Annotated in this window: 20 protein-coding genes and 2 pseudogenes; 11 read left to right on the top strand and 11 right to left on the bottom strand. The window is 43.0% G+C overall.

Going from position 1 to position 20,716, the window contains the following annotated elements:
- Positions 1–7 precede the first annotated feature (7 nt).
- The 3 genes from ACRRSW_RS14135 to ACRRSW_RS14125 are packed head-to-tail and all read right to left on the bottom strand — an operon-like array spanning position 8 to position 2,819.
- Positions 8–670: an amino acid ABC transporter permease gene (locus ACRRSW_RS14135; protein WP_432452583.1), complete on the bottom strand. Its 663-nt coding sequence runs from the start codon at positions 668–670 to the stop codon at positions 8–10.
- An 11-nt stretch (positions 671–681) separates the two neighbouring features.
- A complete protein-coding gene (locus ACRRSW_RS14130; RefSeq protein WP_432459655.1) occupies positions 682–1,446 on the bottom strand; it encodes an ABC transporter substrate-binding protein in 765 nt (254 codons plus the stop codon).
- A gap of 47 nt (positions 1,447–1,493) precedes the next feature.
- The gene (locus ACRRSW_RS14125; protein ID WP_432459654.1) at positions 1,494–2,819 is read right to left on the bottom strand and encodes an aspartate aminotransferase family protein; all 1,326 of its coding nucleotides are present in this window, start codon (positions 2,817–2,819) and stop codon (positions 1,494–1,496) included.
- A gap of 181 nt (positions 2,820–3,000) precedes the next feature.
- Here ACRRSW_RS14125 and ACRRSW_RS14120 point away from each other — a divergent pair, with 181 nt between their 5' ends.
- Positions 3,001–3,903, top strand: a complete 903-nt coding sequence (locus ACRRSW_RS14120; RefSeq protein WP_432452586.1) for a LysR family transcriptional regulator — start codon at positions 3,001–3,003, stop codon at positions 3,901–3,903.
- A gap of 60 nt (positions 3,904–3,963) precedes the next feature.
- Here ACRRSW_RS14120 and ACRRSW_RS14115 read toward each other — a convergent pair whose 3' ends face one another.
- Positions 3,964–4,497 (bottom strand): adenylate kinase, encoded by a 534-nt coding sequence (locus ACRRSW_RS14115; RefSeq protein WP_432459653.1) that lies wholly within the window; start codon positions 4,495–4,497, stop codon positions 3,964–3,966.
- A gap of 75 nt (positions 4,498–4,572) precedes the next feature.
- A complete protein-coding gene (locus tag ACRRSW_RS14110; RefSeq protein WP_432459652.1) occupies positions 4,573–5,517 on the bottom strand; it encodes a hypothetical protein in 945 nt (314 codons plus the stop codon).
- A 584-nt stretch (positions 5,518–6,101) separates the two neighbouring features.
- Here ACRRSW_RS14110 and ACRRSW_RS14105 point away from each other — a divergent pair.
- Positions 6,102–7,013, top strand: a complete 912-nt coding sequence (locus tag ACRRSW_RS14105) for a DMT family transporter (protein WP_432452589.1) — start codon at positions 6,102–6,104, stop codon at positions 7,011–7,013.
- Positions 7,014–7,228: 215 nt separating this feature from the next.
- Here the strand turns inward: ACRRSW_RS14105 and ACRRSW_RS14100 are convergent, their stop codons facing one another.
- Positions 7,229–8,149, bottom strand: coding sequence for an integron integrase (locus ACRRSW_RS14100; RefSeq protein ID WP_432459651.1), 921 nt, complete (start codon positions 8,147–8,149; stop codon positions 7,229–7,231).
- A gap of 229 nt (positions 8,150–8,378) precedes the next feature.
- On the opposite strand from ACRRSW_RS14100, the gene ACRRSW_RS14095 reads away from it, so the two are divergent.
- The 4 genes from ACRRSW_RS14095 (at position 8,379) to ACRRSW_RS14080 (ending at position 11,604) form a co-directional block, all read left to right on the top strand.
- Complete coding sequence (locus ACRRSW_RS14095) at positions 8,379–9,608, top strand: ISL3 family transposase (RefSeq protein ID WP_432459650.1); 1,230 nt, start codon at positions 8,379–8,381, stop codon at positions 9,606–9,608.
- 245 nt (positions 9,609–9,853) lie between these two features.
- On the top strand, positions 9,854–10,549 hold the full coding sequence (locus ACRRSW_RS14090; protein WP_432459649.1) for an SDR family NAD(P)-dependent oxidoreductase: 696 nt from the start codon (positions 9,854–9,856) through the stop codon (positions 10,547–10,549).
- A 124-nt stretch (positions 10,550–10,673) separates the two neighbouring features.
- Positions 10,674–11,036, top strand: a complete 363-nt coding sequence (locus tag ACRRSW_RS14085) for a hypothetical protein (protein WP_432459648.1) — start codon at positions 10,674–10,676, stop codon at positions 11,034–11,036.
- A gap of 91 nt (positions 11,037–11,127) precedes the next feature.
- A complete protein-coding gene (locus ACRRSW_RS14080) occupies positions 11,128–11,604 on the top strand; it encodes a hypothetical protein (protein WP_432459647.1) in 477 nt (158 codons plus the stop codon).
- Positions 11,605–11,688: 84 nt separating this feature from the next.
- Here ACRRSW_RS14080 and ACRRSW_RS14075 read toward each other — a convergent pair whose 3' ends face one another.
- The 3 genes and pseudogenes from ACRRSW_RS14075 to ACRRSW_RS14065 form a co-directional block, all read right to left on the bottom strand.
- Entirely contained in the window at positions 11,689–12,729 is a 1,041-nt protein-coding gene (locus tag ACRRSW_RS14075; RefSeq protein ID WP_432459037.1) for an IS481 family transposase, read from the bottom strand.
- Between the two features lie 119 nt (positions 12,730–12,848).
- On the bottom strand, positions 12,849–13,799 hold the full coding sequence (locus ACRRSW_RS14070) for an IS110 family transposase (protein ID WP_432459646.1): 951 nt from the start codon (positions 13,797–13,799) through the stop codon (positions 12,849–12,851).
- A 457-nt stretch (positions 13,800–14,256) separates the two neighbouring features.
- Positions 14,257–14,925 (bottom strand): annotated as a pseudogene (locus ACRRSW_RS14065) (IS91 family transposase); the annotation flags it as partial.
- 580 nt (positions 14,926–15,505) lie between these two features.
- On the opposite strand from ACRRSW_RS14065, the gene ACRRSW_RS14060 reads away from it, so the two are divergent.
- The 4 genes from ACRRSW_RS14060 (at position 15,506) to ACRRSW_RS14045 (ending at position 17,732) form a co-directional block, all read left to right on the top strand.
- On the top strand, positions 15,506–15,979 hold the full coding sequence (locus ACRRSW_RS14060) for a hypothetical protein (protein ID WP_432459645.1): 474 nt from the start codon (positions 15,506–15,508) through the stop codon (positions 15,977–15,979).
- Between the two features lie 440 nt (positions 15,980–16,419).
- On the top strand, positions 16,420–16,752 hold the full coding sequence (locus ACRRSW_RS14055; RefSeq protein WP_432459644.1) for a type II toxin-antitoxin system RelE/ParE family toxin: 333 nt from the start codon (positions 16,420–16,422) through the stop codon (positions 16,750–16,752).
- Complete coding sequence (locus ACRRSW_RS14050) at positions 16,739–17,053, top strand: helix-turn-helix domain-containing protein (RefSeq protein WP_432452593.1); 315 nt, start codon at positions 16,739–16,741, stop codon at positions 17,051–17,053. Before ACRRSW_RS14055 ends, ACRRSW_RS14050 begins: the two co-directional genes overlap by 14 nt.
- 217 nt (positions 17,054–17,270) lie before the next feature.
- Positions 17,271–17,732 (top strand): DUF2867 domain-containing protein, encoded by a 462-nt coding sequence (locus ACRRSW_RS14045; protein WP_432459643.1) that lies wholly within the window; start codon positions 17,271–17,273, stop codon positions 17,730–17,732.
- A 55-nt stretch (positions 17,733–17,787) separates the two neighbouring features.
- Here the strand turns inward: ACRRSW_RS14045 and ACRRSW_RS14040 are convergent, their stop codons facing one another.
- Entirely contained in the window at positions 17,788–18,921 is a 1,134-nt protein-coding gene (locus ACRRSW_RS14040) for an ISAs1 family transposase (RefSeq protein WP_432459626.1), read from the bottom strand.
- 185 nt (positions 18,922–19,106) lie between these two features.
- Here ACRRSW_RS14040 and ACRRSW_RS14035 point away from each other — a divergent pair, with 185 nt between their 5' ends.
- A complete protein-coding gene (locus ACRRSW_RS14035; protein ID WP_432452821.1) occupies positions 19,107–20,315 on the top strand; it encodes an IS256 family transposase in 1,209 nt (402 codons plus the stop codon).
- A 190-nt stretch (positions 20,316–20,505) separates the two neighbouring features.
- Here ACRRSW_RS14035 and ACRRSW_RS14030 read toward each other — a convergent pair.
- Positions 20,506–20,652, bottom strand: a pseudogene (locus ACRRSW_RS14030) (IS3 family transposase); the annotation flags it as partial.
- Positions 20,653–20,716 lie beyond the last annotated feature (64 nt).

The following is a 20,716-nucleotide window of genomic DNA, read 5'->3' as shown; positions in this document are numbered from 1 at the left end:
CCATTCCTTAGCTCCTCGTGGTTTTTTGATGCAGGTGTCGTTCTAATTTATGCAGTAAGGCGGCGGTGACGCTAGTCATGACGGCGTACAGCATGGTTGCCGCGAGGTAGAGCTCAAATGGCTTATAGGTGGTTCCAACTAATTGTTGCGTTTTCATGGTGAGTTCAACCAGCGTAATCGTGGAAACCAGAGAGGTATCTTTGATTAAGATAATAAAATTGTTTCCTAAAGGAGGAATAATATTGCGCAGCGCTTGCGGAAGAATAATGCGCCGCATGGTTTGCGCATGATTCATTCCGATTGATTTGGCTGCTTCTGTTTGGCCTTGTCCAATCGATTGAATGCCAGCTCTTATGGTTTCGGCATTGTAAGCGCCCACATTGAGCGCTAAACCAAGTACACCAGACAAGAAGGGGGATAAATCAAGTCCAAACTGGGGCAATCCATAGTAAATAAGAAACAGTTGTACTAATAATGGGGTCGAGCGAATTAACCAAATATAGAAGTTGGCGATTGCTCTAAATAGTAGATTATTAGAGACCTTTGCCAATGCCGCAATCAAACCAAACGCTAAGCCTAAAGCAAGCGCCACGATGGCGATATATAAGGTGAGAATTGCCGCCTCAGAAAGCACGGGCATATATTTTATGATGATAGCCCAGTCAAACATGAATTCACTCCTTATCGAATATCGGTACCGAAGTACTTCTGGCTGATCTGGGTATAAGTACCGTCAGATTGCATTTCGGTAATGGCGCTATTAATTGCCTTAAGCAACTCTGGGTTTCCTTTATTGAGGGCGATGCCAATCAATTCAGGGTAGAGCAGTTCTCCAGCCATCTGTAATTTGAAATCATGCTGTTTAATTGCCATTAAGCCCGTCATTCGGTCAGAGACAAATCCAGCAAGTCTGCCTGATTGAGTTTCCATAATCAGTTGCGGAACGCCTTTATAGGTACGAACTTCGACTTCCGGAGCATTTTTACGTAACCACGCCTCGAAGGTGGTGCCTAGGGTTACCCCTACTTTTTTGCCTTTGAGATCTTCTATGTTCATCGTTTTAGCGCCTTTTTTGACAAATAGTTGCGCGCCAGAGCGATAGTAGGGTTGCGAAAAGTCGATAGTTTTTAGGCGGTCTTCGGTAATGGCCATGGAGCCAATGATGGTGGTATAGCGCTTGGCCAACAGACCCGCAATAATCCCATCCCAGGCGGTGGCAACGGGTTTACCTTTAACACCAATCCGACGCGCTATTTCTTGACCAATTTCAACATCAAAACCAACCAATTTACCGTTGTCATCAACATAGTTGAACGGCGGGTAGGCCCCACTTAGGGCAAAACTGAGTTGTTTGTCTTGTTTTACCTTGGCGATCCCATCCTCGGCGTGAGCCGATAGTGTTAATCCCAAACTTAGACATGCACTTAGTAGTATTCTTAAAAACATATTAATTTCCTTTTAATGTCGAATGTAAATTAAGGCGTATACAGCTGCTATAAATAGGCCTGTTCGAGCTTGTGTAAAGCATCACTAAATAACGAAACGATTAAATCGATTTCTTCACTTGTGACGGTTAATGGAGGAGCAATCAGGATATGGTCACCTGCGACTCCGTTGAGACTGCGACGGGGATAGATTAATAAGCCCATTTGTTTCGCAATATTGGTAATCTGCGCAAAAATATTGAATTCGGCTGGCCATGCTTGTTTAGTTTGTCGGTTTTGAACAAATTCAACACCTTGTAGTAAACCAATCCCTCGAACATGACCAATCATCGGATGGTCATCTTGTAATTGATCGAGCTTCTCGCGCAAGTAAGCTCCTTGTTTGGCGGCATTGGCCACGATTTGCTCGTCATGCATTGCTTGAATAATGGCGCGACCTGTCGCGCAAGCTAATGGATTCCCTGCGTAAGTATGACCATGTTGAAACCCGCCGCTCTCAAGGACGGGGCTGACCAATTCTTGTCTCGCCAGCATTGCTGCGATAGGGTAGTAACCGGCACCTAAGCCTTTCGCCAAGGCGACAATATCGGGTTTTATATCCCAGTGTTGGTATGCTAACCATTGGCCGGTGCGCCCCATTCCTGAAAGCACTTCATCAAGAATAAGTAAGCAGCCGAAGCGCTGGCAAAGTTGTTGAATACCATCATAATATTGCTGAGTAAGCATTCTTGCACCGGTGCTGGCACCGCCAACGGGCTCGAGTACGATGGCTATAATATTTTCACCGCCTACCTCGTTGATCGCCGCTTCAGTTTCGCCCAATACCGCTTCAATATGGAGTTGCAGTGAGGCTTGTGAATAGCGGTAAAGATCGGGTGAGGGCACTTTAATTGCTGAATTAATAATGCTGCTAAAGGGCTGCTCTAACGGTTGGTAACTGGTTAAGCCTAAGGCTCCCAAGGTGCTGCCGTGATAGGACGGTCGCAGTGACACGAAATGCTGACGTTGGGTTTGTCCAAGTGCAAAAAAGTACTGGCGAGCGAGTTTAATCGCACTTTCTACGGCTTCTGAACCGCTGCCGACAAAGAACACTTTATCTAAGTCATGATTGGTTATTTCAACCAACTGATTGGCTAAATCAATCGCCGCCTGATTCTCAAACTGGGTGCGATAGCTGAAGGCTATCGTCTCTAGTTGTTGTTTCATCGCTGCTTTAATTGCCGGATGATTATGACCCATATTACAAGTAATCGCGCCGGAACAGCCATCAATGTAGCGTTTACCGTTATTGTCCCAAAGATAGATACCATCAGCACGATCAATCAATGGCGCATCATCACTAGTTTGATAAAACAAAGCATTATTTGTTGTCATTACACCCCTCACATCCGTGTTTGAAAAATATTGGTTTTCCTCAATACAAGATCGATTATAAGAAGGAATTTAATATTGTAAATTATAATGTTTTTTCATTAATTGATGACTTTTACTCATATGCTGAGTGATACTATTTAGTATTGAAATCCCGCATTGGCATCCAAAATAAGGGCAGGATATGTCGCAAATTAATTTAAATTCGTTGAAATCACTGATTATTTTTAAAGTGCTTTATGAAACAGGAACGGCGACTCGTACTGCAAAAGATTTAGGCATTACTCAATCTGGGGTGAGCCGTTCCTTGGCCTTACTCGAAGAAAACATAGGGATGCCTTTGTTTACTCGATATAAAAAGCGTCTCATCACCACTCCGGAAGCCGATGAATTATATGGCGAAATACTCGGCCTACTGGGTAACCTTGAAGAGATGAAGCATAGTATTGTGGCTTTGCGTGAGTTTGGCGCATCAAGGATCCGCTTAGCCGCGGTGCCCGGTTTGGGTTTTGCTTTTGTACCACAAGTGATTGCGGCGGTGTTAGGCATTAACTCTGGATATAATATCTCTTTCGACATCTTGACGAGTTCAGAGGTGGTGCGGGCTGTAGAGGCGGGGCAGTTTGATGCCGGTTTTGTTACCTTGCCTGTTAGTAGTCAAACGCTGATTGTTGATAAAATTTGTGAAGTGGAAGCGGTCTGTTTGGTCCCCATTGAACATCCGCTTGCCAATAAGGCGCAAATATCTACCGATGATTTTAAGGATCAACATTTGGTGATCCCCAATCAACCTAACTTAGCGGCGGACCAGCTGTTAATGCATATTGCCAAGAGTAATATTCGAATTTCTGGGAAAACCGAGGCAAATATTGCCGCGATTTGTTCTTTGGTTGCACACAATGTGGGAATGAGCCTGATTAACCCCATTACCGCTTATGACTTAGCTAATCTGGATAAAGTCGCAATTCGTCCTTTTAAACCCGCAGTGAACTACAGCTTTGGCTTAGTGTATAAGCGAAGTTGGTCAGGCAATCAGTTTATTAAGCTATTAAAGGAAAACCTACCCGCGGTCCCTAAACCTCTGTAATCCCCTGCTTGGGCCTGTTCGGATCTGCGAGACATAAATGTAACAACATAAAAATGCGGCCTAATGATTCAGTTCTGCAATAAATTTTGAGGTTTGTTTAGGGCAGCTTAAGCGAATAAATTTGATATGTTGGTAGGTGTTGGTATGCATCAGTTGTTGGTAATAGCGCTGATTGCTTCTATAGGTTCTTAGCGTCCAAAGTATTATCGAATCTCGGCTCATAAAGTTTTTTCGAAAACTTTCTCGATTGCCAGTTCCCTGCCATAGTTCTTGGCGATGTAAGCTGCGGCTCAACGCCCGTCTTACCGCCTGAAATAAGGTTCTGCGGAGTGAATAATCGAGCCAAATTACGGTATCAACATGGGCCCATTTCACTGGGATCGTTCGATTATAGTTGCCATCTAAAACCCAGTTTTCTTGCTCGGTAACGGCAGTAATCGCTGCGAATAGTTGTGGATCGGTGGATTTAGTCCAATTGGACTTCCAGAACATCGCATCCATCTCATAATGCGGGTAAGCCAAGGCTTTCGCTAATTGTTTGCTAAAGGCAGTTTTACCGCTGCCGCTGGTCCCTATAATATTGATACGTTGCATGGTGAACTCTTGAGCTGATCGATCTCTGGTAGAAGCAACACCGAGTCGCCAGCGTTGTTGCTTCTATTCAGTCGTTTAGGGGGTCAAAGTCATTGAATCGGCGACTAATTGAATGGCATTTACTAGTTCTGTTATCTTCTGCGTGGCTCCTGTTGAGACGAGGCGCAGATAGCTTCCGTCTTCTTTCATTGCTAGATATTGAACAATTGTTTTATCGCCAGCAGTCGCTTGTATTTTGTATCCGTCTAAGTTCGCAAATTTAACGGGCTGAGCGTTGGTAATGCGGGCATCCTGAAAACCAGTCGTCGATTTCAAAAATTGTTCTGCAGCAGGCTTAATATCACCAATGTTGTGCTGAGCTTGTGAGCTTGCAAGGACCATGTTCGGTAAATTGCCGCTTGGATCGGTACCGTCGAAAGTGGTGAGTATGGCGGAGCTACCAAGCAGTACATCCACGACTTTAAAGGGAGAGAATGCTGTAAATTTAAAGGGTAAGTTTTGCAACTTTGTTTCAAGCGGTTCAGCTGCAGAAAGTGAGATGGATTGTAGTGATTTTATGACGTCATTTTCGCTCAGCTGCTCCTGGTTTAAAAGATTGTAGTTAATCAGAACGCTTGAGTTCCCATCGAGTAGACTTATATATTTAACAACATTTATGCCATTAATATGCTGATTTCCCGATAGCAATGGAATGCTGTTGGCGCCAACTTTGATGTTTTGACGTTTGCTTATCTGGATCCCTTTTGTGGCGAAGCCCTTTTTTGCAATCGCGGCATCAGTGAAGAGTATTTGTAGTTGAGCGTAGGCGTCTCCGGGGAGCTCGGCAATCACAATGCTGGAATGTGTTGTCAAATTTTCAAAGCCTGAAAAACTGTTGGACAGCGTAAAACCTGCAGGAGGCGTCATGGATACAGTGGTGCCCGGAACATGCACTAAGGCCTGACCAGCCCAAGACATCATGGGAGTGAGCAAAATGATTGCGGTGATGAACCGAGCAATTTTGATTCGATGTGCTTTCAATATTCACCTCTTATAGTTATTCAAACACTCAGTTTTGAGTGTGCAGGAATTCGACATCTTTGTTATTTGGCTTGGCGGTAACCTTGATACTGCCAGAAATTCATTCGTAAACAGCATGACACAAGTCACAGCTATTTTATAAGTGTTTGATGTTTAAATGCGAATGATTTGCGAATGCTAAGAATAAATTAACCAAGGCTTATGGATTTTTGACAATAATTTTAATATTCAATTGCTTGACTCAAATGCAAGCTTGGCTAGCTCGTCACCGAGCCATTGCTGATTTCGTTTCAAGGATGAGGCTGAGTAAGCGCATTACTTCGAATTATACAGTTGAATTTTTATGCAATAAAAATGTATACTCGCCGACTGGCATTTTCCAAGATGCCTCAAATTTATCTTTGTTAACCTAGTCTCTATCACTCTGAAATAATATTCGGGCAAGAAAAGCTTGAATAGAGACATCACTTTTACTTGTGTATTAGGCATATCAGGTTCCCTTACTATGTGCCACAAATGCGAACGGTATAAGCTAGGCGATTGCCGCATTTTTTTGGTTACTTTCATTTTAGATAGGAGTTGCTATGGAAACATCCACCTTGCGTGCGCATTTGGCATTGTTACTCGCGATGGTGTTGTGGGGCAGTTCTTTTATTGCCTTGAAAGTTGCAGTTAATGAAATGGCACCAATGATCGTGGTGTTTTTGCGAATGAGTATTGGAACGACTGCATTTTTGGTCGTTTGGCCTTGGTTAAGGCAAGACTTTAAGTATCAAGCGGGTGATTGGAAGTTTCTCATGGGGATGGCGTTTTTTGAACCATGTTTGTACTTTTTGTTTGAGTCTCAAGCGCTGATTTATACTAGCGCCGGGCAAGCGGGCATGATTACGGCCATGTTACCGTTAATGGTTGCGGTCACGGCGTTCTTTTTTTTAGGGGAAAGGAATACCCTTAAACAATGGACTGGTTTTATGATCGCCGTTGTTGGTGTGGTATGGATGTCGGTAACTGGCGAAAATAGCCTGCAAGCACCTAATGCGATATTGGGGAATTTCCTTGAATTTTTGGCAATGTGTACTGCCGTTGGTTACACGTTGTTGGTTAAACATCTCACCAAACGTTACTCGGCTTTTTTATTAACTGCACTACAAAGTTTTTGCGGCGCTATATTTTTCTTCCCCTTAGCATTTGTTTCTGAGTGGCCTGAGCAGGTGTCATTGGCATCGGTTGGCACCATTGTGTATTTAGGGCTGGTGGTCACATTAGGTGCGTATGGCTTATATAATTATTCTTTGACTCATGTAAAGGCTTCAACCGCTGCAGGCTACGCCAATCTATTGCCGGCTTTGTCATTGATTTTTTCGATGTTGCTGCTTGGGGAACGTTTGGAAACGACTCAGTGGGTTGCGGTAGGGGTTATTTTCTTTGGTGTTTATTTAAGCCAAGAGCGCAAGCCTAAAATACCTAAAGAAGTGCCGCCAGCAGTGACAGGATGATGACTTCACCCTTGTTATCGACAGTTATTGCGCTGCCGTATATGTGCAGTGATTTTTAATCCGAAGTTTGTTGAGGGGCAGTGGATATCAGTTGTGTCGCTCTTGTCCCGAAGTGGCTTAGGGCGTACTGACTCGTTGGTGTTCCAAAACGTGTTAGGTCTTCTTACGAACGACCCTCTCATGCATAAGCGCCTTGATGCTTTTTCATCGGTCATCTATTTTGCAACTTGAACCAAGCACTCTAAAGGGCTTTTGACGCCCGTGGTATAACGACCGATAACATGCGTGTAAATCTCAATCGTTGTTACATCTTGATGGCCAAGTAGTTCTTGTATAGTTCTTAAATCAGTCCCTTGTTCTAATAAGTGGGTGGCAAAACTGTGCCTAAAGGTATGGCAACTTGCAGGCTTATTTATTCCGGCATTATGCACGGCTTTGGTGACGGCTTTGGTGACGGCTTTGGTGACGGCTTTGGTGACGGCTTTGGTGACGGCTTTTTGGAGCACACTATGATGAATATGATGGCGTTTGAGCTCACCTGTTCTAGCGTCGATACACAGGCGAGTTGAAGGAAACAAAAACTGCCAAGAAAACGACCGTTGAGAATGTGGATACTTACGGGCTAACGCGTAAGACATCGTCGTTCCAGCATAATGTAGACTCATATCGTGAGCAAAAACACTTTTGCTCAGGAGAATGTTATCGCGAAGCTTTGGGATCAAGTTAGGGGGTAACAAAGTTACGCGATCTTTATTTCCTTTGCCTTGCCGTACGGTGATTGTATTTTGATCAAAATCTAAGTCTTTAATCCGTAATCTCAAGCATTCACTGAGTCTTAGTCCCGAACCGTAAAGCAGTGAAGCCATGATCTGATAATCCGCGGGTAAATTCGCAATCACTTGGCTCACTTCAGCTCGAGTAAAAACTACGGGAATGTTGACTTGTTTTTTCGAGCGTTTCGCCTGAATTCCAATCATTTCGATACGTAGTACTTTGTTATAGATAAACATGAAGGCATTAAATGCGATGTTTTGAGTCGCCGGAGCGACTTGCCTATCGACCGTTAGGTGAGTTAGAAATCGTTCAATATCAGCAGCTCCGAGCTTTGCTGGGTGCTGCTTGTGATAAAAGTACAAAAAACGTTTTATCCAATGCCAGTAGGTTTGCTCGGTGCGAATACTGAATACTGTAATGGTGCTGATAAATCGTATTTCTAAATCGCTGCTGGAGCCGCAATGGTGTGTTTGACATGTTGCGCACCTTTTATCTGTATATACATGGCTCTTCACCGAATGTAGTGGAAACACTTTCAACAAACATTAATGAGCGAGATAATAAGTAAACGTTCATGAATACCTCGCGACCATGCAAGACACGACGCTTTATCAATCCATTCTTGGATTAACTCATCCTTGGGCTGTTTCATCTGTTGAACTCAATGAGTCAACCCAAACCATCACCGTACGCGTTGACTATGACCGAGCTTCATTAACGGCTTGCCCCTCTTGCGGTAAGGCTGTTCGTCGACACGATACTCGGCGGCGGGTTTGGCGACATTTAGATACCTGTCAGTTTGAAACACGTATTGAGGCTGAAGTCCCTCGAGCTGATTGCCCAGAGCATGGAGTGCAAACACTTCAAGTGCCTTGGGCGACAAGTAACAGTCGCTACACAGAGCTGTTTGAGGCTCGCGTTATAGAGATGCTTAAAGTCAGTTCCTTATACGCGGTGAGTAAAACCTATCGGCTTAGCTGGGGAGCCATCGACCGTATTATGGCACGAGCCGTTCAACGCGGTCTGACAGCCAGAACCACCATCAACTACCAAGACCTGTTGGTCGATGAAACGGCATTTAAGAAAGGCCATGACTATGTCACGGTATTATCCAATCGTGATGGTCAGGTGATATCGGTTGAAGACGGTCGAACAGGCCTGAGCTTATCAGCTTGCTTTAAGGCATTGCCCCCTGAGTCAACAATGGTTACACGTTCCATATCGATGGACATGAGCAGAGCATATATAAACGCAGCATATGACTACTTCGGTGAGCGGGCTAAGCAAATGATAGCCATAGACCATTTTCATATCGCAAAGGCGCTCACTAAAGCGGTGAATGAAGTGAGAAAAAGCGAACTCATGGCGTTGCCCCAGCATTTAAAAAGAGAGTGCCACCAAACACGGTATGGATGGTTAAAACGAAACAGCCACCTACATGGGACATTGAGAGAAAGAGTGAATGCGCTGGCCAAAATGATGCAAAATACTGGCTTGAGCTGGATATTCAAAGAGCAAGCAAGAGCCATTTGGTATGGCGATGCAGCTAACGCCAAAGCGGCTTGGAATGATTGGTTGGCACTCATAAAGGTCAGTCAAATCAGGCCGATGATGACAGCAGCAGAAACCGTGAAAACGCACTTAAAGGGCATCATCAATGCGATGCGTTATAAGGTATCAAATGGCTTGGCAGAAGCGATAAATGGAAACATTCAGCGCCTAAAAATACGTTCGATGGGTTTTAGAAATAAAGAACGCTTTAAGCGAGCTATTTTATTTCACTTTGGAGGGCTTGATATGACTTTCCACCAAGAACGGTGAAGAGCCATATACATACAGTATTTTTAGTTTCGTTTGCGTCATTTGTCAAAGTAATCAATGATAGAAATGGATCGACGATTGATTGATTCCGAGTAAAAAACTAAGGTAGACAATGGGTTAATATCAAATCATAAATTGATGGGCGAACGTGATGAAGATCATGTTTTTTGTGATAGGACGCGCGCTCATTGAATGGGATAGACCGCACGTGCGGCCTACTTAGCGTTAAATTGCAATGGAGTATTATGAATTCTGTATTAATAACAGGTGCAAATAGAGGGTTAGGTTTAGCATTAGCACAACAATTTTCTGCCTGTGGTTATGAATTGTATTTAGTAGTACGTACTGAATCTTCAAAAATTGATTTACTTAAAGAGTTACCTGACGCAAATGTTTTAATTTGTGACGTGACCACTAATAAATATGAAGTGTTATTAAATGAGTGGTTAAGCGATATATCCTTAGATGTTATTATCAACAATGCTGGTTCGGGTACAAAAGCCCCAACGCTAGAATCTACGAAATCTGAGTTTTTGCGTAAAGAATTTGAAACTAATTGTATAGGTGTCTTAGCGACAGTTAAGGGGGCTTTAGTTGCTTTAAAAAGAAAGCATAATTCCCTTGTAATCAATATCAGTTCTCGTAGAGGCTCATTAACTATGCAGTCTGAATTAGCAGCTAAAGGTTCAGGATGCTCATATTCTTATCGCATAAGTAAAGCCGCACAGAATATGCTTACACTTTGCCTTGCTGATGATCTAGAAGATTTGAATATTCGAGTTGTTGCGATACACCCGGGACGACTATTAACCAAAATGGCTTCAACTGATGCTGACATGACACCAGAATTATCAGCAAAAAAATTACTGGCGATGGTGAAATGCAACAAACTAAAAACACGAGACTATATAAGTTTGGATACAGGTGAGCTACCTTGGTAAGCAATTTAACTATGCGTTTAAACGGAACTAAAACAGTGGGTTACGTTTCGCTTCGCTACACATTATAACCCACAATTTTAGTCCGCTTAACGCGGCGTTAGATCTCACTCGGAGTTAGTGAAAAATGCAAAAAATGAACAAAGTTGAACTTAGCCCAAAAACGTTATTGAATGCAGAAGATTTTCAGATGTATAAAAGTAACAATAGAAAATGGTTTGTTATCCACACTATCATTCTAATTTCGATTATTGTGTTGGTTACAGTATCAATTATGAACAAAGAATTAGAGCTTGGTATTTATACGGGCTCTTTACTATTTGGGTATATTATTTCTTTGGGAATAATAGCATCAAAGAATAAGTTGAATTGGTTTTTATGGGTAGTACTTACATTTATTTCAATGTTTACACTGCCCTTAATAGGTATGATCATTTCACACGTATTGATTGCTAGAAAAGGTTTTAAGAATGAGTGGCTATCGAGATAGAATTTAAATATATCGATCTAACAAGTTCCGTTTAGCAAGGCGTTAGGTATTCTATTGAAAATCTGAATTACTAAAATATAGGAGCGTACAAATGGTGTTGAATAGTTATCAGGCTACTTCCGGGAGTTTCGTTCCCGTATGGACGTTAGAAATCCAAACTCCCATTGAGGATGTTGATAAAATTCTGGATGCAGTTATTGCAGTACACCCTCTTAAATATGGGCGTTATCGACGTAATGCTAGTATCTCCGGTCAAGGTATGGAAACCTCACAACCAGAAGAGGACTCAACGACCACAACACATGTAGAAACTTACGTCGCAGGACAGCCTGAAACTTACCCAATGGTTGAATTGAAGGTATCTATTGAGCGCGACGTTGCAGTTCTGGAAAAGGTCATGGACGCCATCCATTTCGTCCATCACTATGAAGAACCTGTTATTTTTCTACGAGAAGATTGGGCAAGCCGGGCCGCTTACAACCCGAATAGTGAAAATCCAAACCGTTGGTGGAACAATGGGCGGGGAATGCCGAACAAGATTGAAAGCATCGGTGGAAAGAATACCTAACAAACGACTATGGTGTCAATAAGTTAGATGTAGTAGCTCAGACCTGATCTGACAGTTACCCGATTTTTAGGGTGCCTTGTCAGCTTAGATTTGAGCTAAATTCTTCTCAGCCCAAACCGTTTTCCCATCGACTAATGTTTCAAGTGGTGTTCTGCCACAGCATATCTTTCCTTGATGGGTTCGTTCATTGTTGTAGTAATCCATCCACTCGTCCAGATCTTTTTGCAGCTCCTCTAGTGTTGAGTACAGTTTCTTCCTAAATGTGATTTGATAAAACTCGTTCAAGATCGTCTTATGAAATCGCTCGCAGATGCCGTTAGTTTGAGGCGACATTGCTTTAGTTTTGGTGTGGTCTATATCATTGATGGCTAGATAGAGCTGATAGTCATGCTGTTCTACTCGGCCGCAGTATTCTGTACCTCGGTCAGTCAATATACGAAGCATGGGCAAGCCCTTTGACTCAAAGTACGGCAGAACTTTGTCATTCAGCACATCAGCTGCTGTTATTGGCGTTTTGGTGGTATACAACTTAGCAAAAGCGACTTTGCTATAGGTATCAACAAAGGTTTGCTGATAGATGCGTCCAACGCCCTTCAGGTTGCCTACGTAAAACGTATCTTGTGAGCCTAGGTAGCCAGGGTGAGCGGTTTCAATTTCCCCACAAGCCTCATCATCGTATTTCTTTTTTTCAAGCGCAGCAACTTGCGCATCACTAAGTACAATGCCTTCGCTAGCCACTTTAGCTTCTAAGGCTTTTAAACGCTTTTTAAAGTTTTCGAGACTATGGCGTAACCAAATTGAGCGAACACCACTGCCAGAGACAAACACACCTTGTTTGCGTAGCTCGTTACTGGTTCTATGCTGGCCATGAGCGGGCTGCTCAATAGCATATTTAATGACGGTCTGTTCGGTTGCTTCATCGACTCTATTTTTAAGGTTAGGCGTTCGCCGAGTCCTGTTGATGAGGGCATCTAAGCCACCTTCCTCTGCAAGCTCTTGGTAGCGATAAAACGTATCCCTAGATACGCCCATGACTTTACAAGCTTTAGACACATTGCCAAGTTCTTCGGCAAGATTGAGTAAACCAGCTTTGTGTTTGATGATCGGGTTGTTAGTATGCAACATAGAGAGTTACCTTCCTTTTTGGATATTTTGATTAAAGATTCAACACCTTTATCAAAACGGGTAACTCTCTACTTTTCAAGAAGTAGTGTCAGATCTAGTCGGAACTAATACAAGTTAGATTAAATTATTTTTGCATCCCATAAGGCGCCATCTCGTAGCATTGAGTTTAGGATGGTTACCATCTTTCTTAGGCATGCAATGATGGCTACTTTTTTAGGTTTCCCTTCAGCTAAAAGCCTCTGATATGTGCTCTTAAAAATGGGGTTACATTGGATGGCTGACATCATGGCCATGTATAACACGGTTCTTACTTGAGCTCGTCCCCCTTGAATTTTTCTGAGCCCTTTATAGCGGCCACTTTCTCGGTTCATTGGGGCCACTCCGACGAGAGATGAGGCTTGTTTATTGGTTATTAACCCTAACTCTGGAAGGTTACTAATGATAGACGCCGCTGCAATTTTCCCTATTCCTGGCATGCTTTGTAATATCCCATTCTTGGCTTGATACTCAGGGTTACTTTCAATTAGCTTGATAATCTTGCTTTCAATTTTCTCTATCTGATTTTTAAACGCAGTTAAAATAGGTTTAATCGTCAGAATGAGTTGCGAGGGCATAATTTTCATGCGATTTTTTTCCATTGTTTGCATCGAAAGAAGCTGGTTTCTTCGGATGACTAAATCTGCCATGAGTCGCATAGAATCTGGCTTTAGTGTCGTTAAATTGGGCTTTATAGCTTCGGCGTAGTGCGCGATAAGTTTTGCGTCAAGTTTGTCTGTTTTAGCCCTCTGCCCGATAGCGCCTGCAAAACGTCTTACATGAACAGGGTTGGCTATTACATACGGTAGTTTGGCATTGTGACAAGCTATAATAAAAGGCATTTCTAATCGACCTGTAGCTTCAATCACGACTCGTAATGGCGTGTGTTTTTGAATGATTTTTATGGCTTGCTTGATACCTTTATCATCGTTGGAGACAGTGAAGAAAATGTCGAGGGGTCTAATATAAACATCAAGTTGTTCTTTACCTGTATCGACACCGACGTTAATACATTTATTTGTTACTGTATTCATAATAAGCTGACTCTATATTGCGTAATACGGGTTCTAGACCCTGTAGACTATTCGAGTGTGGTGCTTGGAGTTCCACTTAATGCTCACGTTTGTTATCGGCCTTTGAAAGGAGCCTTAAGAATATCGAGCTATTAAATAGAAGCTTAAGTTGCTGCTTAAGCCTGAGTCTCACTTTACTCATATTTCTTAATAATTATCCATACAATAAGAATAGGTGTCGCGTAGCCGCCACCTTATTCGGGTGTTGAACAAGCCCGATGCTCCCTTCTATAGTAAATAACGGTATTGATGTTGGCGGGGCCAAGGCCTTGTTACTTTTTACAAGGCGAGTTTGGCTAAGACTGGGTGAATGGCGTTAAGCCTTTGCCTGTCATACATGGTGCTAAGCTGTTATTTTTTGTATGTATTCATCCTCATGTTAAGCCCTGCCATTCTCCTTATCCTGTTCGCCTTTCGGCTAGCTCGTTCGACTCACGCCTGTGCAGTGCATGGGGTGCTGGCAGCAAGGGCATGGCCGGGTCGCGCTGTGGTTGTCGGTTTGGAGCGCGGCGAGGTTCACGCGTTGCGGCACTCGCAGGAGTAACTGAATGCGCCGCAATATGTGTTTGGCGTTGCCCCGTAAAAAACCATAATCTCTCACCCGCTGTAATCCCTTGGGCAATACATGCGCCAAGATAAGCCTTAAGAACCTTAAGGTAGGCAAGGTGCGGATTTTGGTGGTGTGGCTTTGGCTATCTAGATACCTAAAACTCACTTGGTCATTATCGGTACTGATGATGTCGTTATCGGATAAGATCCCGCGATACAAGTAGCGAGATAAGTACTGTAGCGCGGGCAGCCCAAAACCTACGTTGCGACAATCGACCACCCATTTGGTGGGGATATGCGGGGGCAACTTGATGTTTGGGTGTTGACTGAGCGCATCTAGCATTCTCCCTCGCCATACCTTGGCCAGCGCAAAGGCGTTAAACAAGTACTTCTTGTTGCAGTGATGCCACTGCTGCTTCGCACTGTGATAGCGCCCACCGGCCACCAATACATGTAAGTGGGGATGCAGGTTACGCTGGCGGCTATGGGTATGCAGTACGGCGGTAAACCCTAATTCCCCCTGGTTCTGGCGTTTGGAAGCAAATTATTGAGACACCCACTCTAACTCGTGGGACAAAATCACATAGACAGCCATGACCATCAGCTATTGAAATGTTCAAGTAGCTGTCTTGTTTTCAGTCGGTTAAGTGGATGTCTTGTTTTTAGTCCCTGCTTCATAAACTACACAAAGATGAGTAGCCAAGATTTTGTATTTTTGATAGATTTGTTGATAGAGCGAGTGTTGGTGGGGATGGTGGCATGGAATACAGGCTCATCTCTTGAATTATCAACACAATAAGCGACATCTGTGGTTTCTTTGTGAACGTCTAGTCCAATGACAAACGAGCTAGATTAGACATGTCGATCTCCTGTTCTGTTATGACTTGCATTTAACAGTGTGGCTCTAGTTTGACGACCCCACAATAAACGCAGGAAGTCGACACTTTCACCAGGGGATCATTATGTCTAGTTTTTGGTGCTAAAGGTGGCAATTTGGCGTGAAGTCTGTGCTATTTACCCTTTAAAGCAGGGTTAGTATTCGAAAAATATACGTCGTATATCGTAGGAGAGATATGCGACCTTAAGTTTTATATCAAAAAATATGCACGGAGGCATAAATGGCTAGTGTAATTTCAATCAGTAAACTGCCCTACAACTTACCATCGAGTGAGCGAGAGCAATTAAGAACCCTTGCAAAAATTATCGGTTTCCGACCGGAGTTACTTGTCGGAGGAGGAAAGAATGAAACCGATGCAATTTGCTCTATGATTTTGTATAGGCATCTAAGTCAAAAACAGCGAATCGATGCAATGAAAATTATTCGGAGTGTATCGAATCGAGCATTGATGGGGAAACTTATCACTGGGGCATTGGATGCGACATTTTTGAATTCACAGTATGGAGTGTGGTCCATGACGAATAAAGAGCTACAGAATGACAAGAGCTTTCATGAGTTTTTAGATACATTCGTTAGTTATGTTGGGATTGGTGCATCCAGTTTGGGTATTAAAGATCTATATGAGAAGTCCCTTGCAAAAGGAAAGTTTGGTCGTAGTGGCTATGCTAGTGATTTGGGGTGCTGTTGCTTTTAACAAGTCAGAACTTAAAAAAGTGAATAGAGAACTTGCGAATCGTAGTGTGCTATTAACTTCGGAGTTACACTAATGATTTATAATGTTCTTTCATATGTAGCTGTCACTGTTTTTGCGATTTGGCTTTGGAATGATTCTTCCGCTGAACACAAAGATAATCTATTCTATGTTGCAATAATATTCTCTCAAATTGGTTTTTTCCTTTACTCAAGAAGGTTAGACAAGCTAAAAGACAGGATATCTGAACTGGAAAATAACAAGTTGTAACTAACAGATAAGAATAGGTGTCACGCAGCCGACACCTTAATTCGCAGTCAGTCAAACAAGACACCCATCCCAACTAACGAAACGCCTTTATAGCCTAAACTGTCAATAGTGATTTATTTGGGGAGTTATACGTAGAGTTTGCCTTCTCTACGCTAGTTGCGTACACTTTCTGTATGAAAAGCGTATTTGTCGAATCAACCATCTTTGAAAAGTACCGAAATGAATACCTCCGTGATGAAGAGTTCAGACTCTTTCAAGCTGAGTTAATGTCCAACCCTAAGCAGGGGGATGTGATTCAAGGTACAGTTGGTTTGCGAAAGATTCGAGTTGCAAGTAAAGGCAAAGGTAAGCGTGGAGGCTCACGTGTGATCTATTACTTCCTCGATGATAAGCGGCGTTTCTACTTGCTAACTATCTATGGCAAAAATGAAATGTCAGACTTGACCGCAGAACAAAAGAAACAGTTAAAGTCTTTTATGGAGGCGTGGCGCAATGAGCAATCGTGACCTATTTGCAGAATTAAGTTCCGCTCTTGTTGAAGCGAAAGAGCACTCAGAGGGCAAGCTTACCCTTAAAACCCATCAAGTTAACGATATTAGCGATCTAAATATCTCACCTGATGAAATTGTGAGTATTCGTGAGCAGTTTAATATGTCACGTGGTGTTTTCGCTCGTTTGCTGCATACATCATCTCGAACATTGGAAAACTGGGAGCAAGGACGTAGTGCTCCAAACGGCCAAGCTGTTACCCTTCTAAAGCTGGTTCAGAGTCACCCAGAAACTTTGTCACATATCGCTGAGCTATAACAAACAGCAGCATTCGACCCAATTCCTTAGCAGTTTTGGTATCAATCGGCGGCGGTGTTTTCGGTGGTTAAATTGGCACCTGCGCAATTGGGCGCATGTGGTTTATTCGCTTTAAAGGCAACCAAAACCACTCTCAGTTTTTTGAGTTAGTAAAAAAGTAAAGTATAACTACTCCCCCCCTCTATTGGGACGTTTTACATTAAAATTAAGAATGGACATGATGAATAAAGTTATTGCAACTGAACTTCCATTGAGCAGTCTTCTGAGTAAACGAATTAGAGCTACGGATTTTATAGACTGTTTTTCCGTAAAGTCTGATTTGACGCCTCGTCATGCGGCGGAAATCATCACGGATTTTCCTGTTTGGGCTCGCTTTCTAGTTAGTATTAGAAATTTGGTAACTTCTCCCTTTGGTCTTTCAAGCGATGGTCCCGAAGCAAAAGATAAAATAGGGTTCTTTCCTGTTGAAGTTGAAAATAATCAAGAATTGATTGCTGGTTTTAACGATAAACATTTAAATTTTAGAGTGTCCGTAATATCTCAAAATGGAAGGGTGTTTTTATCTACATGGGTGCGTACAAATAATATAGGCGGTAAAATTTACCTTAAGACCATTCTTCCATTTCATGTTTTGATTGCTCGTAATGCTTTAGTTCGTGTTCGTTTGGCCAGTGGTTAAAGGTAAAATACAACAAATAAGAATAGGTATTGCGCCAGGGTGAGAGCATGAATGCTCACTTTTCACTCACTCCTTTAAAACCAGCCAGCAGCACCTTATCCAAATAGCTACAACTCATAGCTGCAATTTTCTGTTTGCGCCGGATGCTGGCTTTTCTTGTCGTTTCTGCACGCAGCATGTTTATAGCTATATGGCGCATACAAGCCATGATCTCTGCCGCGTTGCCACGGTAAATCTGGCAAGCATCTTCATTCATAGATGCATCCAAAACCCAGTGTAGACTGTTTTCTATGGCCCAGTGACCACGAACAGCAGCTGCAAAACGTTCCACACTGAGTTCTGCAGAACAAATATAATAGCGATAATCGAGTGATTCTTTACCTGCTTTATCAATGCGATAACCAATGGCAACCCCGATACTTTTTAAGCCTTTCCAGTCTGGAAACTGTTTGATAAGTTCACCTGCAGGAAGTACATGATATTCACGGACTTCAACACGTCCATGGCCCTGTTCGATAGTGACATCATTCCGTAAGCTCGTAGCTTTTACGCTTTCTAACAGTGCTTGTTGAACAGATTTAGCCAGTGTCTCTTGGTTACCTTTAACTGCAAGCAGATAATCACCACCGTTATCGACGATGGTTGAAGCGATATTTTTCTGGCATGCAATGGCATCAATAGATACCAAACAACCTTTGATATCCAGTAGCTTAATGAGCTCCGGGATAGCCGTGATTTCGTTCGACTTAGCATCTGTTTTTCGCTGACCGATGACAACACCATTTTTAGTGGCGAATGCACTGACCATGTGAATGGTAGATTGCCGGGATTCACGATCATAGGAGCCACGCAAGACTTTGCCATCAATAGCGATCAGTTCGCCTTCGGAGCGAGCAGAGACTGCTTCCATCCAGCTGATGAAACACTGCTGAAACTCGCTAGAGTCAAGGCGCGAGACGATTCTAGCAATGGTATCGTGAACAGGTAAACCATCTTTGAATAAGCCCTTATCTTGGAACCAATCAAGGTGGATTTCTCCAAAATCTTCAATGTCTTCCCATCCCTCGGCACCGGCTATCGCTGCACAAATAGTCAGGAATAGAACATCAAATAATGGATAACTGATTTTCGCTGACTGACGTGGGTCTTTTAGGTCGCCGAAATGAAGAGAAAAGGCATCGATACTCATGGTGATACTCTCGAAAAAGAGAGTATAAGATCACAACTCGATCTGCAGGTCAAATAGGATGAACTTGGTTAAATAATGTTCGCGATCTCACCCTGGGTATTGCGCAGCCGACACCTTATTCGAGCCTGTAAATTAAATTGTGTAATTGCTTATAATTAGGCCTGAACAGGCTAAGGATAAGCAACATGGATAAGAAAGTTCTCGAAGCATTTGCTCGTGAAGCCGCTAAGTCAATCAAGACCCCTTCAGATCTAGATGACTTTCGTAAAATGTTAACCAAGGTGACTGTTGAGACAGCGTTAAATGCTGAGCTTGATGACCACCTCGGTTATCAGAAACACGCTGAAAAGCCCGATAAGAATAGTCGTAATGGTTATTCATCCAAGACCTTGATCACCGACGATGGTGAGATTGAACTGGATGTACCTCGAGACCGAGATGCCTCGTTTGAACCGAAGCTTGTTCGTAAGCATCAAACTCGATTTCAATCGATGGATGACAAGATATTAAGCCTTTACGCCAAAGGCATGACAACTCGTGAAATCGTCGCTACGTTCAAAGAAATGTACGATGCTGATGTCTCTGCAAGCCTCATATCTAAAGTTACCGACTCAGTTCTAGAGCAGGTTGTTGAATGGCAATCACGGCCACTGGATGCAGTCTATCCCATCGTCTACCTTGATTGCATCGTGGTGAAAATCCGCCAAAACAAACAGCTCGTCAATAAGGCGATTTACTTGGCTCTGGGCGTAAATATCGAAGGTCAGAAAGAACTTTTAGGGATGTGGATATCTGAAACGGAAGGTGCGAAGTTCTGGCTCAGCGTTCTCACTGAACTCCAGACTCGAGGTATCAACGACATTCTTATCGCTTGTGTTGATGGCTTGAAGGGCTTTCCAGATGCTATTAATGCCGTATTCCCAAAAACCCAAATACAGCTCTGTATCGTCCACATGGTGCGCAATTCAATGAAGTATGTCCCTTGGAAAGACTACAAGGCTGTAACGGCAGATCTCAAAGGTATTTACCAGTCGAATACCGAGGAAGAAGCGCTTCTGGCCCTCGAACAATTTGGTGACCAGTGGGATGATAAATACCCACAGATAAGCCGCTCTTGGACAGCGCATTGGGATAATTTAAATACATTGTTCAGCTACCCTCAGGACATTCGTAAAGCCATTTACACGACGAATGCGATAGAGTCCTTGAACAGTGTGATACGCAAAGCGACAAAGAAGCGTAAGCTATTCCCCACGGATGAATCAGCGAGGAAAGTTGTCTATCTTGCAATTATGGATGCATCGAAACGCTGGTCGATGCCAATAAGAAACTGGCGACAGGCTCTCAATCGCTTTATGATTATGTTTGAAGACCGACTTACTGATTACTTGTAACCCAAAGCAGTTACACAGAATTATTTACAGGGTCCCTTATTCGGGTGTTGAACAAGCCCGATGCTCCTTTCTATAGTAAAACGGTGTTGGTGTCGGCGGGGCCGAGAGCGTCAAACAAGACACTCACCCCAACCAAATTATAAGCGTCAAACAAGACACCCATCCCAACCAAATTATTGAGACACCCACTCTAACTCGCTTTTAGTTGAGAATTTTCAAACGCCACTGGTGATAAATCACCATTGGCCGAATGAAACCGCTCTAAGTTGTAATACTTCATATAAGCAGCCACATCTTGCTTCATAAATTCTCGTGTTGGCTGATTAACTTTAAACAGCCCCGAATTCAACTCCGAACTGCGACATTCTTAATTCTCAAGCCGCCTCCATTATTTCTTTGAA

Source organism: Agarivorans sp. QJM3NY_25 (assembly GCF_050870875.2).
Classification (GTDB): domain Bacteria; phylum Pseudomonadota; class Gammaproteobacteria; order Enterobacterales; family Celerinatantimonadaceae; genus Agarivorans.
Note: the sequence above shows the minus strand (reverse complement) of the source record. Positions and strands in the feature narration are given on the sequence as shown.